This window comes from Polycladidibacter stylochi (assembly GCF_001562055.1).
Taxonomy (GTDB): domain Bacteria; phylum Pseudomonadota; class Alphaproteobacteria; order Rhizobiales; family Stappiaceae; genus Pseudovibrio; species Pseudovibrio stylochi.
The window spans coordinates 1-14034 of record NZ_LLWE01000009.1 but is presented as its reverse complement, the minus strand read 5'-3'; the positions used below and the strand labels follow the sequence as shown (position 1 = coordinate 14034).

Here is a 14034-nt window from a genome sequence, read left to right as displayed (position 1 = left end):
CATTCACATAGGGCTAAGTGTGCAATGTTTTTCTCAGTCAATGGAGCAACTTACCCAGGAGACAACTTAAGCTAGTACAATAGCGCGAGTTTAATCCACAGAGCGGCAGGCAATACCCGAGAAAATTTAGTGATAATCTAAGTTTAACTCAATCAGTAATGCTCTTGAAATTCAAGGCCAAGCCATTAAGGCAATACCGCAGCCCGGTAGGGGGGGGACCATCAGGAAAAACATGTCCCAAGTGCCCTTTGCATTTTGCGCATTTTATCTCGGTGCGAACCATGCCGTGAGAAAAATCCTGCAATTCTTCAATTCCATTCTCACTGACAGCTTCAAAAAAACTTGGCCAACCGCAGCCCGCATCAAACTTGTGATCCGAAAGAAATAAAGGGCTGCCACAGCCAGCGCAGCTGTAAACTCCTGGTTTGTCTAGTTTGTTATAGGGGCTGGTAAATGGGCGTTCTGTTGCCCCTTCACGCAGCACTCTATATTGTTCTGCAGTGAGCTTCTCGCGCCACTCTCTATCATTTTGGGGTATTTTTTTGAACTCTTTATGACTCATTTTTATACCTGTTAATGCGATTGGTTATATAACATATTTATCATTGAAAAAGGAAACCGACTACAACTCTGGAAATTTAGTTTGAACACCATACGTAAGGGGAAGTGCATAGCGACATATCGAATTAGTTTGTGCAACTTGCTTGCCCTTTACTGTGGTGAGCGATATTTCATAATCGAAACCAGCGCTGCCGGTAAGAAAGTAATGCAAAGAAGTGCAGAGGCTGGGAACACATTACGATGTAACAACGGAGTGCCAAATGCCGCTATCTGGTAATGAAGCGACAGTGTGGGCCCTTTTACTGCCCTTTGCTGCTGCTGCTCTTGGCCCGGTGCTAACGCACCGTTTAAAGCACAATGCTGCTTGGATTTTGGCGGTTTTTCCCGCTTTTATCTTTATTCATTTCCTTTCCTACGTGCCAATGGTTGCCGCAGGGCAAACATTTACAGTCTCATATGAGTGGATTCCAACCTTTGGAATCACCTTCTCATTTTATATCGATGGGCTATCAACATTATTCGCATTACTGGTATCGGGTATCGGTACGCTTGTTGTCCTATATGCCGGTGGATATCTTAAGGGGCATACGCAGCAAGGTATTTTCTTTACCTACCTATTGCTCTTCATGGGGGCAATGCTGGGGGTCGTAACGGCCGATAATATGATAACCTTGTTTGTGTATTGGGAGCTCACCTCAATCACATCATTTCTGCTTATTGGTTTTGATCACCTGCGAACAGCATCGCGCCGCTCTGCCCTTCAGGCACTGGTTGTAACAGGCGCTGGCGGTATGGCTTTGCTGGCTGGCTTTTTGCTGGTGTACCTTGCAAGCGGTACCTGGCAAATGAGCGAGTTACTGACAAATCCCGATGTACTGCGAAGCTCATCGCTCTACCTGCCAATTTTTATACTGATTTGCTTAGGCGCGTTTACCAAATCGGCTCAATTCCCGTTTCATTTCTGGCTGCCAAACGCGATGGAGGCACCAACACCTGTTTCGGCCTATTTGCACTCCGCAACCATGGTTAAAGCGGGTGTTTACTTGTTAATGCGCATGCAGCCGGTGATGGGAGGTACAGAAATCTGGATGACCGTCCTACCATTCTTTGGTGGGTTAACATTGGTTATCGGGACATACCTTGGCCTGCGCCAAACAGATTTGAAATTGATTTTGGCATATACCACGGTCGCCTCTCTTGGCCTGTTGGTCATGTTAACCGGCTCATCGTCCCCGCATGCGATACAAGGTGCGGTTCTATACTTGTTTGCGCACTCCCTATTCAAGGGAGGATTGTTTATGGCAGCCGGTACGGTTGATCATGAAGCCGGTACACGCGACATCCGCAAACTTGGTGGATTGCGTCACGCTATGCCGATTACTTTTAGCGCAACAGTATTAGCAGCCCTTTCTATGGCAGGGTTGCCGCCATTATTTGGCTTTGTGGCCAAGGAAGTCCTCTACGATGGGTTATGGCATGCGCATTCAGGTGGCATCTTTTGGGCGTTCACCGGCGTTGTTGGTAACTCCATGATGTTTGCATTAGCGGCTATTGTGGCAATTAAGCCGTTTTTAGGTCCAAAGGTGGAAACACCGAAACATGCCCATGAAGGACCATTAATGCTATATGCCGGGCCGGTCGTTCTATCCGTCGCAGGCTTAATAGCTGGCTTGTTTGTTGCAAGTACGGGTGAATGGCTCGTCAACCCGATGACAAGTGCAATTGCAGGCCATAGTGTAACCAAGGAGCTGCATTTAATACCTGCGCATATCAATGCCGCTCTTTTCCTTTCCCTGCTTACCATAGCTTTGGGTTCAACGCTCTTCTACTTCTCAGATCAACTGCGCAGTTTTGTTGATCGCACACTTAAAATAATCGGTTGGGGACCAGATAAGGGCTTTGATCAATTCATCAATGCAACAGTACGGTTGTCAGCTTTTGTCACAAGAACCGTGCAGACGGGCGATATGGTCATGTATATGCGTGCCGCCTTTATTGCATTGATATTCACCCTCTATACGCCAATGATTATCACGGGCAGCTGGCCAAGCTTGAGCCAGTTCGAGCTGGTCACCTTAACAGAGGCAGGTATAATCGCGGTTGCGCTCGTAGGCCTCTATGCCGTTTTGACAGCGAAAAACCGCGTGACAGCAATGGTGTCACTCGGCATCTCTGGTTTTTCCGTTGCCGTCATTTACCTGTTGTTCGGTGCACCGGACTTGTCTTTCACCCAATTTATGGTCGAAACACTTTCGGTTGTTATTTTGGCATTGGTGATGACACGTTTGAACTTGCAGCCATCAGATAGTCGAAGTGTGGCAAGCAAGTTGCTGGATAGCTCCCTGGCGACATTAACAGGACTAGGCTTCGCGCTGACTTTAATGAGCGTGACCCAGCAACCGTTTGATGCCAGCCTCTCCGAGTTCTTTACCGCCTTTAGCCGCACCATCGCCCATGGCCGAAACATCGTGAATGTCATTCTGGTTGACTTCCGTGGCTTCGATACCATCGGTGAAATTTCGGTTGTTATGGTAACAGGGCTGTGTGTATTGGCACTTATTCGGGTTAGGCCGGTGTCCTCTAAAAACAACGAAGAAACAACAACTCAAATCAAGCAGGAGGCAAAGTCATGAATACCGTTATCTTCAGAACGGTAGCGCCGTTTCTAACTGCTTTGATGACACTGTTTTCTATTTTCGTTTTGCTACGTGGACACAATGAACCGGGCGGTGGCTTTATTGGTGGTCTCATCGCGGTATCGGCATTTGCGATCTATGGTATCGCTTACGGTGTTGCAGGTGTGCGCCGTGCATTGCACGTCCACCCAATGAGTATAGCCGCCTCCGGGCTATTGTTGGCTGTGGCCTCGGTGTTGCCAAGCCTATTCTTGGGGCAGCCAACCATGACGAGTCAGTGGTTAGAGTTCTCGCTATTTGGAACACATATCGCACTCTCAACGCCGATGTTTTTTGATATAGGGGTTTATCTGGTTGTCGTTGGAGCCATCACGTCCATTGCCCTATCTCTAGAAGAAAGGGAGAGTGACTGATGGAAACCATTTTCTCCCTATTGGTTGGTGCGTTTTTTGCCGCTTCGATTTACCTGATGCTTTCCAGAAAGCTGGTACGTGTGCTCATGGGCGTAGCTATTTTGGGTAATGCGGTAAACCTGCTGATTTTCACATCAGGCAGATTGCTGCGTGAAATACCGCCGATTATACCGCTTGGTGAATATTTGCCATTGGAAACAACCGCCAACCCGCTGCCTCAGGCACTGGTGTTGACGGCTATTGTGATCTCCTTCTCGTTCTTTGCCTTCTTTTTGGTTTTAGGCTACCGCGCCTATCAAGAGCTGGGCACTGATGACATGCTGGAAATGCGTGTTGCCGAACCTGAGAACGAAGTTGAGCCGCCACTGGGATACTGATCAATGTCATTGGAAAAAACGAGTGTAGATATTGCTGCGGCGATGATAACAGATCCCACTGCCGCAAAAGACTGGTTGTTGGTAACCCCAACATTGCTGACCATGTTGGGTGGAGCCATAGCGCTCATAACCCGTAAGAATGTTAGACTTCAGCCATGGATTGGCATAACAGCTCTGGCTCTGGTGTTTTGCGCGAACATCGCGTTGTTGAACCATGTCTTGAATGATGGTGTTGTCACCATGGTGATGGGCAGCTGGTTACCGCCATTTGGTATTGCTTTTACAGCTGATCCAATGGGAGCCATGTTCGCCACATTTGCTTCCCTAGTGGCGTTATGTACAGGTATATACGCCGCAGGCTCAATACGGCCTGAAGAGCGCCGCTATGGTTTCTATCCTTTTCTGCTTATGTTGCTCTGCGGGGTATCCGGGGCGTTTTTAACTGGAGATATTTTCAATCTCTACGTTTGGTTTGAAGTGCTACTGATTTCCTCATTTGGCCTATTGGTGTTGGGCAACAAGAAGCGGCAAATCGATGGCGCAGTTAAATACTCTTTGCTAAACCTTCTTGGTACAACACTGTTCTTGTTAGCAACGGCATTGCTTTACGGTCTTGTTGGCACCTTGAATATGGCTGATATTGCCATGAAAGCGGCTCACTTGGAAAATCAGGGCCCATTAATGGGTGTGGCTCTGCTATTCTTCCTTGCGTTTGCCATGAAAGCAGCGGCCTTCCCGGTTAACTTCTGGCTACCAGCTTCCTACCATACCCCGCGTATCGTTGTTTCAGCTGTGTTTGCTGGCTTGTTAACCAAGGTTGGTGTCTATGCATTGCTACGTGTTTTACTGTTGCTCTTGCCAGCAGGACACAACTGGATGAACACACTTATTACGCTGGTTGCCATACTCACAATGCTGACAGGCGTAATGGGAGCTCTCGCGCAAACAGATGTACGCCGGACAATCGGTTATTTGGTAATAACCGGCATTGGCTCAATGCTCGCCGGCTTAGCTGTTGCGAGTGAATGGGCCGTGACAGGTGCCATTATGTATGCGGTGCATTCAATGATCGCCATGACAGGTATGTTCTTTGTTTTTGGATACATAGGCAAACTTCAAGGAACGTTCTCCCTACGTGAAATGGGGGGCATGTATAGGCGCTCGCCCATACTTGCGGCGGTTAGCTTGGTCCTGCTCTTTGCAGCTGCGGGTCTACCACCCTTTTCGGGTTTTTGGCCCAAGGTGCTATTGGTTGAAGGCGCATTGGATAAAGGAATGGGCTGGCTTGCAGGCGTTGTTCTGCTAACCAGTATTCTTAGCATCATTTGCGTTGGTAGACTTTGGATTTACGTGTTCTTGCGCGGTGGTTCTCAGTCAATAGCAGATGGCACCATGGTTGCTTTACCGCAAGAAAAGCAAAAGCTTCCTGCAACTGTTTGGCTCTCGGTATTCCCTATTGTGCTTATGGTTGTCTACATTGGTCTACAGCCGGATGCCGTGATGAGTTTTGCTCACAAGGGGGCGCTTACGCTCTTGGACCCTAGCGCTTATGTTGAATCAGTCTTTGGAGTAGCCCCATGAATAAAAGACTTCTTCTCATAAATCTTCTCATGGCGATAGCTTGGGGTGCTGTAACGGGATCCTTTGAAGCGCTGAACCTGATTTTTGGCTTTCTGCTGGCAATGTTTGGTCTCTACCTTATTCGAGAACAGGTACAGTTTAAAGGCTACTTGAGCCGCTCGACAAGAATAGCGGCTCTAGCCTACGGGTTCTTGAGGGAGTTGGTACTTTCTTCCTGGCGTGTGCTGAAAATTGTCATAAGGCCTAAGCTGGGTAATCTGCAGCCAGGTATCATTGCGCTGCCGCTTACTGTGACAGAAGACTATGAAATCACGCTACTAGCGAACATGATAACGCTGACGCCGGGGACACTTTCTGTCGATGTTTCTGACGATCGCCAGTGGATTTATATCCACTGTATCGACGTGCCGGATCCGCAAGAAGTAATCGATGATATTAAAAACGGCTTTGAGCGCCAAATAATGGAGGCATTTAGATGAGCGGTTTTGAAGCATTCGCGCAAACATTCTTGAGTGTTTGTATTCAAATATCATTTGCCTTACTTGCGGTTGGTTTGTTGCTAACGACGTATCGCATCATCAAGGGGCCGGGATTACCCGATAGAATAGTCGGTCTAGATTTATTGGTCGCCATAGCTATTGGTCTCATTGCTGTTGTCGGCGTTCAGTCCAACTATCCCTTATATGTCGATATTGCACTGGCCTTGGGTTTGGTTGGCTTTTTGGCAACAGTCGCATTTGCGCGCTTTATCTTGAATAGGGGCAGGGCGCAGGACCCCGCTATCCTCAGCGAAACAACAACCCAGCAGACACCAGTTAAGGAGGGTAAGCAATGACAGCTATGATTGACATTATCGTAGGTCTGATGATCGTTGCTGGAGCATGCTTTAGTTGTGCAGCTGGCTTGGGCCTTGTGCGCTTAAACGATGTCTATATGCGTATGCATGCGGCTTCTAAAGCAGGTACGTTAGGCTCGGGTGTTCTTTTGTTGGCCTTGGGTTTCTATGCAAGCGACTGGAGTGTTTTAACACGCGCCTTGGCTGGAGTTGTTTTCTTCCTGCTAACAGCACCCGTATCAGCCCATCTGATAGCAAGAGCAGCGCATAAAGTAGGTTACATGCCGTGTAGCGAAACGGTTGTCGATAAATTGGCCGATGCCGAGAAAAAAAGTGAAAACGTTACTTCATAAAAACGGCTAGTATACAAAGAAGCACGTTGATAAGGCCGGTCTATGACTGGCCTTTTTTCTTGTCCTTGTATAAAGCAGGGCCAGAACAATAAATGTGCTGCTAGCGATAAGTATGAAGGACCGCCTGCGTCCGCTGAGTTATTCACAGCAATAAATAAACCAGCTCTTAACGTGCTGCTCAGCACATTTCGAATTATTTTCTTGATCCAAGTTTATTGGGCGCAATTACGACAAGATTCCCATTTAGATAATATGGGTGTCTAACAGTAAGTAGTGATCTTGAAAATACTGTTCAAAGGGAGATTGTTATAAATAATTATGCTTTTGTTACAATTTTAAATAAGTGGGAATAGTTTAATATGAATAACAGGTTGCGGTGCATTTGATGAAGAAATATCAGTAAGATAAGAGTTTCTCTACGAAAGTTATTCACCCTCATAAGGATATTGGTTAATTATCCTAAATCATCATGTTGGGGGCTATTTTTGATTTTTTCCAATAATCGGCTTTTAATACAGCTAACTACTGGTAAAGCATAGTTGTCATCCTATAGTGCTATCTATTTTTATCGTTTTTTTGATATTTTCCTAGTAAAACTGCAATAAGCCATCTATTTTTTCTTGTTATTCAATATTCAAGTCTCTATAAACATCCATTATGGTTATGGCCCTCCCGGAATCAAATAGTTTTCCAGCAACTACTAAGTATGTAAGAGCTGGCTCAATAAAAAAGTGACTATTTACCGTTAGGGTTTCCTAGAAAAACACATATCGCGAAAGATTACGGGTGAAAAATGAGCGAAATCCCTGCAGATAATAATTTGGTAGACCTAACGGCCGACATCGTATCAGCTTACGTTAGTAATAATACTGTAGCTTCCGCTGATTTGCCTGTGCTGATCAACGATGTATTTGCAGCATTACAGCGCACAAGCGGCACAACTGCTGAACCAGAGCCAGAGCCACTGAAGCCTGCTGTTCCAGTTAAAAAGTCCGTTACCAATGATTACATCATTTGTTTGGAAGACGGCAAAAAGTTTAAATCTCTTAAGCGTCACTTGCGTACCCATTACGACATGACACCAGAAGAGTATCGCGAAAAGTGGGGTCTGCCTTCAGACTACCCAATGGTTGCGCCTCACTATGCGGCAGCACGCTCAGAACTAGCTAAAAAAATGGGTCTGGGCCAGCAACGTAAGCGTTCTAAATAAGTTTATTAGACGACTCAAAAGAACTATAACCGTGGGTATAAGTACCCGCGGTTTTTTTTATTCACGAATTTGAAGTCGGTCATGCATTTTTAATGACCGTAAAAAATAAATACTAAAAAATACAGTAGTACTATTTATAGTGTTAGTTAATAAACCCATAAAAATCATAGGTGTATAATTCCTCTAGATATAAGCTAATAAAAACAATTGGTTAACTATTGTTCCGCTGCTGACCTATCTATTCATAGGGGTGTCTCAAGCTGGTGAAAAAAAGAGTTCAAACCATGCTTTAGCTTTAAGTTGAAAAGACTTATCCCCCTCGTGCATTTTTGCCTGACCATAAGAAACCGTAACACCCGTTGATTTCGAAGGAAATGAGGAGTGCTTCAATGCGGCTTCAAAGTGAAATTGCAAAATCACCTCACAATGGAATTCTGATTAAGAAACGAGAACCCAATCCGCCACGTGACAGTTTACAAGCTGTTGGCTGGATAACCACAGCACACGTGGCATTAAGCTTTGGAGTATGTCCAAGCGCGCTCGTACTAACCTCACGCGGTATGGCCAAGGTGGCTTTGGCTCGGCAAGTTGCAATGTATATTTTGCATGTTGCTCTTGGTTATTCACATTCGAATGTTGGGCGCGTGTTCGGACGTGATCGCACAACGGTTTCCCACGCCTGTAAAGTTGTCGAAGAAATGCGGGATCAGTATCACTTTGATTCCCACTTAAGTGCCATGGAGTCTCAGATTCAAAAATCGGTATCCTGTGCCTTATTTCCATTTACTACCGCAAACCTGTCCAAAAAAACAGTTTCTAAAAGTGGAGGCCGTTCGTCATGAAAGCAATGAGTGTTCACGCGATGAAGAGCTGTATGCAGTCAACAGCGGATCATGAAGCAAGCTCGTTGAATGATGATCTGGTATGCTTTTTGAAAAAACTATCTTCTTTAAAAATAGTTGATCTACAATCACCCGTGACTAAGCAGTGTTTCCTGCTAGGTTTGGTACGGCATAATACCAAAGGTGGTTTGATGCTCACAACAAGCGGAAAGACTTTACTAAAAAAATCACTGTCTGCAAAAGGCACTCCTGCACAATCAGCCAATAAGCCCGCCATCCCCCCAAAAAAGCATAAGCAGTCATTACAAAAAGCGAATGAAAAAAATAGGGCTGAAAACGCAAGCCCTGTCGCTAAAGAACCACAAGATAGTCCGCTGCATTGGTTGGCAACGCGGCGGGGCAAATCGGGAGAGCCATTTATTTCGTCAGCGCAGTTTATGGCTGCTGAGCGCCTACACAATGACTTTGTTTATGGTGATATGGCTGCCTATGCAAAGTTGAACCTTACAAACCTGTCAGCACCTTCCACGCGCAACAGGGACTTGGAGAAGATAGAAAGCGTCTCGGATGCAAGAGAGCGCGTCAGAAAAGCATTAAAGTTTGTGGGGCCAGAACTATCAGGAGTTTTGATAGATATCTGCTGTTACTGGAAAGGCCTAAGACAGGTGGAAAAAGAGCATGCATGGCCAGAGCGATCGGCAAAAGTCATTTTGAAGATAGCTTTGGAAAGGTTGGCCAATTACTACGGGACCAAATCAGGTTACTATCAATGAGGGTAAGCATGTCGCGCGGCATTTGCGACATGCTACACGAGAGCATTAAGCTTGCATTTGCACTTGTGCATCATGGCGAATTCGCTGAACCATAGAGGCAAGCCCGTTAGATCGCTGCGGTGTTAAATGCTCATCAAGTCCAATTCTTTTGAAGACATCTTCGATTTTGCATTGAAGGATATTACCGGCAGTTTTACCGGAAAACTGGGCCAAAACAATAGCAATCAACCCGCGCACGATATGGGCATCACTATCCCCCTTATAAACCAATAGGGCGGGGCCATTGGGTTGGTTCACAACCGATTTGGAAAGCCAAACCTGCGAAACACAGCCTTGTACTTTATTTTGTTCATTACGCTCACTGTCGCTTAGGCTCTCCAGCTCTCGCCCAAGCTCAATAAGGTAGCGATAGCGGTCTTCCCAGTCCTCAAGAAATTCAAAGCCTTCGAGAATATCTTCAAGTGTACTTGCCATTTTAGTCTTCCTTGCTCGCTTAAGTCTCTTTTAACAAGCTTCATTTTTGGCGCAAGTAGTCTTGAAGCAAAAAGGCTGAGTCTATGGCAAAGGCTTCGGGAGAGGGACACCGATAGCCGGTTGTAGGTGAGCATTAATTGCCGCCTGTTTGTTGTTTGGGCCAGTAGTTACCAGCGCAGCTGTGGTCGTTGGCTGGCTGAAGGGAATTGCTAAATCCTCTTTGGTGAGGCTGCCCGTGTCCGGTTGTGGTGTGCTGCCGATAGCTTCGGTAGATTCAACATGCCCTTCGTTATTGATTGGTCCATCTGTGGTTTGTGCCACAAGATCATCAATTGATTTGGCTTCAACCGGTTCCTCTTGGATGTAGTCAACAGCTATTTGCGCCGCTTGTTTTGCACGGTAACCAACCACTTCGGCAATTTCAGAGCCGGTCTCGCAAGCGGTGGGGTTGCGTTCACAAAACCCCGAAAAATCACTAAATGCCTCTTGTGCAGCGCTAAGTGCCCTTAGCGGATTGATACTCGGCGCATTTTCATCCGATAATCCCAGTGGAATAATCAGCAGGGCAAGCGATACCCAAATAGTTGTTCTTAATAAAAAGAAAAGCAGCCGCACTTGATTAATCCACTTCTTGCATATTCGTTAACCTTTAATTCGATACGTTTTCCGAACAATTCTACTCTCAAAATACCGGAACTCTGCCATTTTCGGCTTTTATCAATAACTATAATAGATTTGCATTTGGTAAGGAAAGACTCTGGTAAACACCGTTTTTTCTCAGTATGCCAAACCAAAAGTAAACGTGCACAACCTTGTTTGTGACAATCGCTTTAACAATCCTTAAAAACATTGACCTAAATATCCAATAGCTCGGGCAATATAAAAATAAAGGGGCATGTTGCGCAAGCATGAATTACAAGTTCATGCGTGTGTAGCTTGTAAGTTGCGTGATAAATATAAAAAATAATAGTGTCAGTGTGTTAAGGGTGGTGACGCGCGATGTCTCGTCAAGGTTTTTACCAGCTTATTTGAAACAAAGCACCACTTCCTATCGTATCGGTACCACGATCATTAACCATTTGATTTTTGGTTTAATAGCTGCGCTTGTTTCAATTATCTTGCTGTTGGCGATGCTACCGCTGTTGCAAATTGAAAATCGCATTATCAGCATCACGGTGATTTTGTGCCTTCAGTTATTATTTTGGCCGTTGCTGCTGATGTTTCAAACCCAGAAAATTTCATTGCCAGCTGTTCTTGCTCTAATAACTATAATGTTTATAAGTCAGGTTTGGTTATTATCCTCAGCCAATTCATTCTATTGGTTTTTACTACCCAGCGGTGCCATTTTGCCGCTTTGCCTAAAACCATCAGTGCCAAAAGTGCTTTTTCTGAAAACTGTCGCATTTTCCTACATAATTGCGTTGCTTGCCACGCTCATTCAGGGGGATTTACTACCTCTTTTCACCAAAACCCTTCAAATCTATGAATTACCTCTAGTCCTTGTTGTTTTAGTAGCGCCTTTCGCAACCCTATTGACGACAAAGCGCCATCCTAAAACAGATGGGGACAAATCAAAGCTGCTTATTCCTGCTTGGGAGGCAATAGAAAATCTTGCGCATAACTATGCACTGCTAAATAACGAGGGCAAAGTTGTGAGCCTGAACCGTAGTGCTAAAATCTATTACAATTCTTGCTTAGATATTAACGAGAAGGCAATAGCGGGCGCAGGGTTTATGCAATCGCTGGCCACGAGTAGTAAAGCGCCCTTCCGTCACGCTTATTTGCAAGTTCTTCAAACCCGAAAACCGCAAAATCTTCAGGTTTTGCAGCAACGTATGGTTCAACCCTATGCCAACGGTATGGTCAAGTTGAACCTGAATTTATCGTTGTTTAACTGTCGTAGCCTCTCAGCCGATACCCCCTATATACTTATGGAGATTGTTGAGGATACAGCAGGAGATATCCCGGATACGAAGCAAAGCAAAAAACTGGAAGATTTAGCAAGGCAAGTGAGCGAAAAAAACGATTTACTGGCTCACGCTAGCCATGAATTCAAAACGCCGCTCAACGCAATTATTGGGTTTACTGAATTGCTCATAAACGCCAACCACTACAAAATACCTCAAGAAACGCAAAAGGAATACCTGGAACTGATACGTTTTTCAGGGCTTCATTTGAATAGTCTTGTACAAAATTCACTAGATCTTGCGAAAATGTCCGCTGGTAAGCGCGCCCTTAATTTAGCCTACCATGATTTGAGGGAGCTAGTGAAAGGTACTATTGCTTTATTGGGACCTCAATATGCTGGTCCTGAAATCGAAACCGTATTTACTAAAAGTATGCCCCTCAAAAAACTGTTAGTGGATGAGCTGGCTATGCGTCAGATTCTGCTTAATTTATTAGGTAATGCGGCCAAGTTCTCTTCCCCTGAAAGTAAAATACGCCTTGTACTTTCGCAGGAGGAGGATTTGCTCATGATAGAGGTGAAAGACCAAGGTATAGGCATTGCACAAGATCAGCTCGAAAATATCAGCATGCCGTATTATCAGGTAGAGACCTCAAACCATAAAGAGCAAGGGGCAGGGCTGGGCTTGGCGCTGGTAAAACAACTACTAGATTTGCATCAAGGGCATATGCAGATAGAAAGCGAGTTGGGTGTAGGTACAACTGTCCGCGTATTGATACCGGCTCCACCTGTTGAACAAAATGAAAATGCAAACTGCAATAGTCGGCATTTCAGTTATGTTGCTTAAGCCGCTGGAAACCAGCATTTGGTAGATTGACCATTATAATGACAGAACTGGTAAGATAAGCGATTGCAACAAAGCGGTAAATGTGCTTCTACAAATCCTAGCTGCACAACTTAAGAGCGTGTGGTAAAAGCAAAATACAGGGCCGATTGCCAAAATATGTAATGAGGACAGGAGAGTATGGCCAAACGGTCGCAAAAAAATAAACGGCGCAATGCTGGTATAAGCGATGGTGAGGTAGGTGCTACAACTTCTCGGCCCCATAAGAATAACAGCCATAAAATTGCACGGCCACTGCCTGCATTGGCAGCTGCCTTTTTTCTAATTGGCGGCGGGTACATTGCCTACAACGCCATGGTGAAGCAGCCTGCACACCCGGCACCCTTTTTTGTAACCCGCCAAGGTGCTGCAAAGAACAGCCATTTAATTACGAGTGGGCCACAGGAAACGCAAAAAGCGGCACTTCAGCAACAGGATTTGATAAGAGATATACAATGGGAGTTACGGCGTCTCGGTATTTACAGGGGCGTAGTTGATGGCAAGTATGGTCCTGCCACTCTTAAAGCGATACAAACCTATGAGCGTATGCGCGATTATGAGGTCACTGGCCAAGCAACCGCGGGTTTATTGGCTTTACTGACGATGGATCCAGGAAAAGTGCCATTAAAAGGCGCGCAGTTACCAATGCCAAGGCATGCTCCGGGCAATGAGGGGCAACCCCTGCCTATAATTAGTGGCAATGACGAAGCAATCAACACAACAGGCTCCATTCGCCAGCAAGCGAATGAACCTATGGCATTCGTTAAGCAGCAGCTACCAACGCAACACATAAAAATAACAGCAGCCAAGCTTCGTAATGTACAAGAGGTTCTTGCCAGTATGGGCTATGGGCCATTGAAAGTTGATGGTATCGGCGGCCCCAGCACTCAAGACGCAATAGAGCAATTCCAACGCGACAGAGGCTTGCAGCCAACTGGTAAGGTAGATGAAAACTTAATAGAAGAGCTTGAACGTGTCAGCGGCTATAACATTTAATCGCTCTGTCTTAACTAGAGCGTATTCCCGAAAAGTGGACGCCGGTTTTTGGGTAAGAATACGTGTCAAAATAATAGGTTAAAGCAGTTTTAGTGCTTCTATGCACAGTACACGACTCTTTAGTTTATTGAGCGCTTGGGGCAGTTTTTTCGCCATGCCTTAGATGCTCTATCAGGTTTATGGGTAATCCAGTT

The 14034-nt window shown here is 45.5% G+C and carries 15 protein-coding genes; 12 read left to right on the top strand and 3 right to left on the bottom strand.

Features of this window, described 5'->3' with window-relative positions:
- Positions 1-148 precede the first annotated feature (148 nt).
- On the bottom strand, positions 149-562 hold the full coding sequence (msrB, locus tag AYK67_RS01645) for a peptide-methionine (R)-S-oxide reductase MsrB (RefSeq protein ID WP_068081421.1): 414 nt from the start codon (positions 560-562) through the stop codon (positions 149-151).
- Positions 563-821: 259 nt separating this feature from the next.
- On the opposite strand from msrB, the gene AYK67_RS01640 reads away from it, so the two are divergent.
- The 10 genes from AYK67_RS01640 to AYK67_RS01595 all read left to right on the top strand — a co-directional run bounded on the left by AYK67_RS01640 (position 822) and on the right by AYK67_RS01595 (position 9581).
- The gene (locus AYK67_RS01640) at positions 822-3194 is read left to right on the top strand and encodes a putative monovalent cation/H+ antiporter subunit A (RefSeq protein ID WP_068081418.1); all 2373 of its coding nucleotides are present in this window, start codon (positions 822-824) and stop codon (positions 3192-3194) included.
- Positions 3191-3610, top strand: a complete 420-nt coding sequence (locus tag AYK67_RS01635) for a Na+/H+ antiporter subunit B (RefSeq protein ID WP_068081415.1) — start codon at positions 3191-3193, stop codon at positions 3608-3610. The genes AYK67_RS01640 and AYK67_RS01635 overlap by 4 nt, the downstream gene beginning before the upstream one ends.
- On the top strand, positions 3610-3987 hold the full coding sequence (locus tag AYK67_RS01630) for a Na+/H+ antiporter subunit C (RefSeq protein WP_068081412.1): 378 nt from the start codon (positions 3610-3612) through the stop codon (positions 3985-3987). The genes AYK67_RS01635 and AYK67_RS01630 overlap by 1 nt, the downstream gene beginning before the upstream one ends.
- A 3-nt stretch (positions 3988-3990) precedes the next feature.
- Positions 3991-5568 (top strand): Na+/H+ antiporter subunit D, encoded by a 1578-nt coding sequence (locus tag AYK67_RS01625; RefSeq protein WP_068081409.1) that lies wholly within the window; start codon positions 3991-3993, stop codon positions 5566-5568.
- Positions 5565-6047, top strand: a complete 483-nt coding sequence (locus AYK67_RS01620; protein WP_068081406.1) for a Na+/H+ antiporter subunit E — start codon at positions 5565-5567, stop codon at positions 6045-6047. Before AYK67_RS01625 ends, AYK67_RS01620 begins: the two co-directional genes overlap by 4 nt.
- Positions 6044-6403 carry a cation:proton antiporter gene (locus AYK67_RS01615; protein WP_068081401.1) on the top strand — a complete coding sequence of 120 codons (360 nt, stop codon included), beginning with the start codon at positions 6044-6046 and terminating at the stop codon, positions 6401-6403. The genes AYK67_RS01620 and AYK67_RS01615 overlap by 4 nt, the downstream gene beginning before the upstream one ends.
- Positions 6400-6756 (top strand): monovalent cation/H(+) antiporter subunit G, encoded by a 357-nt coding sequence (gene mnhG, locus AYK67_RS01610; protein ID WP_068081398.1) that lies wholly within the window; start codon positions 6400-6402, stop codon positions 6754-6756. The genes AYK67_RS01615 and mnhG overlap by 4 nt, the downstream gene beginning before the upstream one ends.
- A gap of 793 nt (positions 6757-7549) precedes the next feature.
- Entirely contained in the window at positions 7550-7966 is a 417-nt protein-coding gene (locus AYK67_RS01605) for a Ros/MucR family transcriptional regulator (RefSeq protein WP_068081396.1), read from the top strand.
- Positions 7967-8355: 389 nt separating this feature from the next.
- On the top strand, positions 8356-8808 hold the full coding sequence (locus tag AYK67_RS01600) for a helix-turn-helix domain-containing protein (protein WP_068081393.1): 453 nt from the start codon (positions 8356-8358) through the stop codon (positions 8806-8808).
- A complete protein-coding gene (locus AYK67_RS01595) occupies positions 8805-9581 on the top strand; it encodes a DUF6456 domain-containing protein (RefSeq protein ID WP_068081390.1) in 777 nt (258 codons plus the stop codon). Before AYK67_RS01600 ends, AYK67_RS01595 begins: the two co-directional genes overlap by 4 nt.
- A 45-nt stretch (positions 9582-9626) precedes the next feature.
- On the opposite strand, the gene AYK67_RS01590 is transcribed toward AYK67_RS01595, so the two are convergent.
- Both AYK67_RS01590 and AYK67_RS01585 read right to left on the bottom strand, forming a co-directional pair.
- The gene (locus AYK67_RS01590; RefSeq protein ID WP_068081387.1) at positions 9627-10055 is read right to left on the bottom strand and encodes a SufE family protein; all 429 of its coding nucleotides are present in this window, start codon (positions 10053-10055) and stop codon (positions 9627-9629) included.
- Between the two features lie 81 nt (positions 10056-10136).
- A complete protein-coding gene (locus AYK67_RS01585) occupies positions 10137-10670 on the bottom strand; it encodes a DUF5330 domain-containing protein (protein WP_068081384.1) in 534 nt (177 codons plus the stop codon).
- Between the two features lie 371 nt (positions 10671-11041).
- Between AYK67_RS01585 and AYK67_RS01580 the strand changes: the two genes are divergently transcribed.
- Positions 11042-12808, top strand: a complete 1767-nt coding sequence (locus tag AYK67_RS01580; protein WP_156453017.1) for a sensor histidine kinase — start codon at positions 11042-11044, stop codon at positions 12806-12808.
- 177 nt (positions 12809-12985) lie between these two features.
- Entirely contained in the window at positions 12986-13840 is an 855-nt protein-coding gene (locus tag AYK67_RS01575; RefSeq protein WP_068081378.1) for a peptidoglycan-binding domain-containing protein, read from the top strand.
- The last annotated feature ends 194 nt before the right edge of the window (positions 13841-14034 follow it).

Excerpts from the sequence above, each read along its gene's own strand:
- AYK67_RS01625 (WP_068081409.1), top strand. The coding sequence starts at position 3,991 with ATGTCATTGGAAAAAACGAGTGTAGATATTGCTGCGGCGATGATAACA.
- AYK67_RS01605 (WP_068081396.1), top strand. The coding sequence starts at position 7,550 with ATGAGCGAAATCCCTGCAGATAATAATTTGGTAGACCTAACGGCCGAC.
- AYK67_RS01590 (WP_068081387.1), bottom strand. The coding sequence starts at position 10,055 with ATGGCAAGTACACTTGAAGATATTCTCGAAGGCTTTGAATTTCTTGAG.
- AYK67_RS01635 (WP_068081415.1), top strand. The coding sequence starts at position 3,191 with ATGAATACCGTTATCTTCAGAACGGTAGCGCCGTTTCTAACTGCTTTG.
- AYK67_RS01615 (WP_068081401.1), top strand. The coding sequence starts at position 6,044 with ATGAGCGGTTTTGAAGCATTCGCGCAAACATTCTTGAGTGTTTGTATT.
- msrB (WP_068081421.1), bottom strand. The coding sequence starts at position 562 with ATGAGTCATAAAGAGTTCAAAAAAATACCCCAAAATGATAGAGAGTGG.
- AYK67_RS01620 (WP_068081406.1), top strand. The coding sequence starts at position 5,565 with ATGAATAAAAGACTTCTTCTCATAAATCTTCTCATGGCGATAGCTTGG.
- AYK67_RS01595 (WP_068081390.1), top strand. The coding sequence starts at position 8,805 with ATGAAAGCAATGAGTGTTCACGCGATGAAGAGCTGTATGCAGTCAACA.
- AYK67_RS01600 (WP_068081393.1), top strand. The coding sequence starts at position 8,356 with ATGCGGCTTCAAAGTGAAATTGCAAAATCACCTCACAATGGAATTCTG.
- mnhG (WP_068081398.1), top strand. The coding sequence starts at position 6,400 with ATGACAGCTATGATTGACATTATCGTAGGTCTGATGATCGTTGCTGGA.
- AYK67_RS01575 (WP_068081378.1), top strand. The coding sequence starts at position 12,986 with ATGGCCAAACGGTCGCAAAAAAATAAACGGCGCAATGCTGGTATAAGC.
- AYK67_RS01640 (WP_068081418.1), top strand. The coding sequence starts at position 822 with ATGCCGCTATCTGGTAATGAAGCGACAGTGTGGGCCCTTTTACTGCCC.
- AYK67_RS01630 (WP_068081412.1), top strand. The coding sequence starts at position 3,610 with ATGGAAACCATTTTCTCCCTATTGGTTGGTGCGTTTTTTGCCGCTTCG.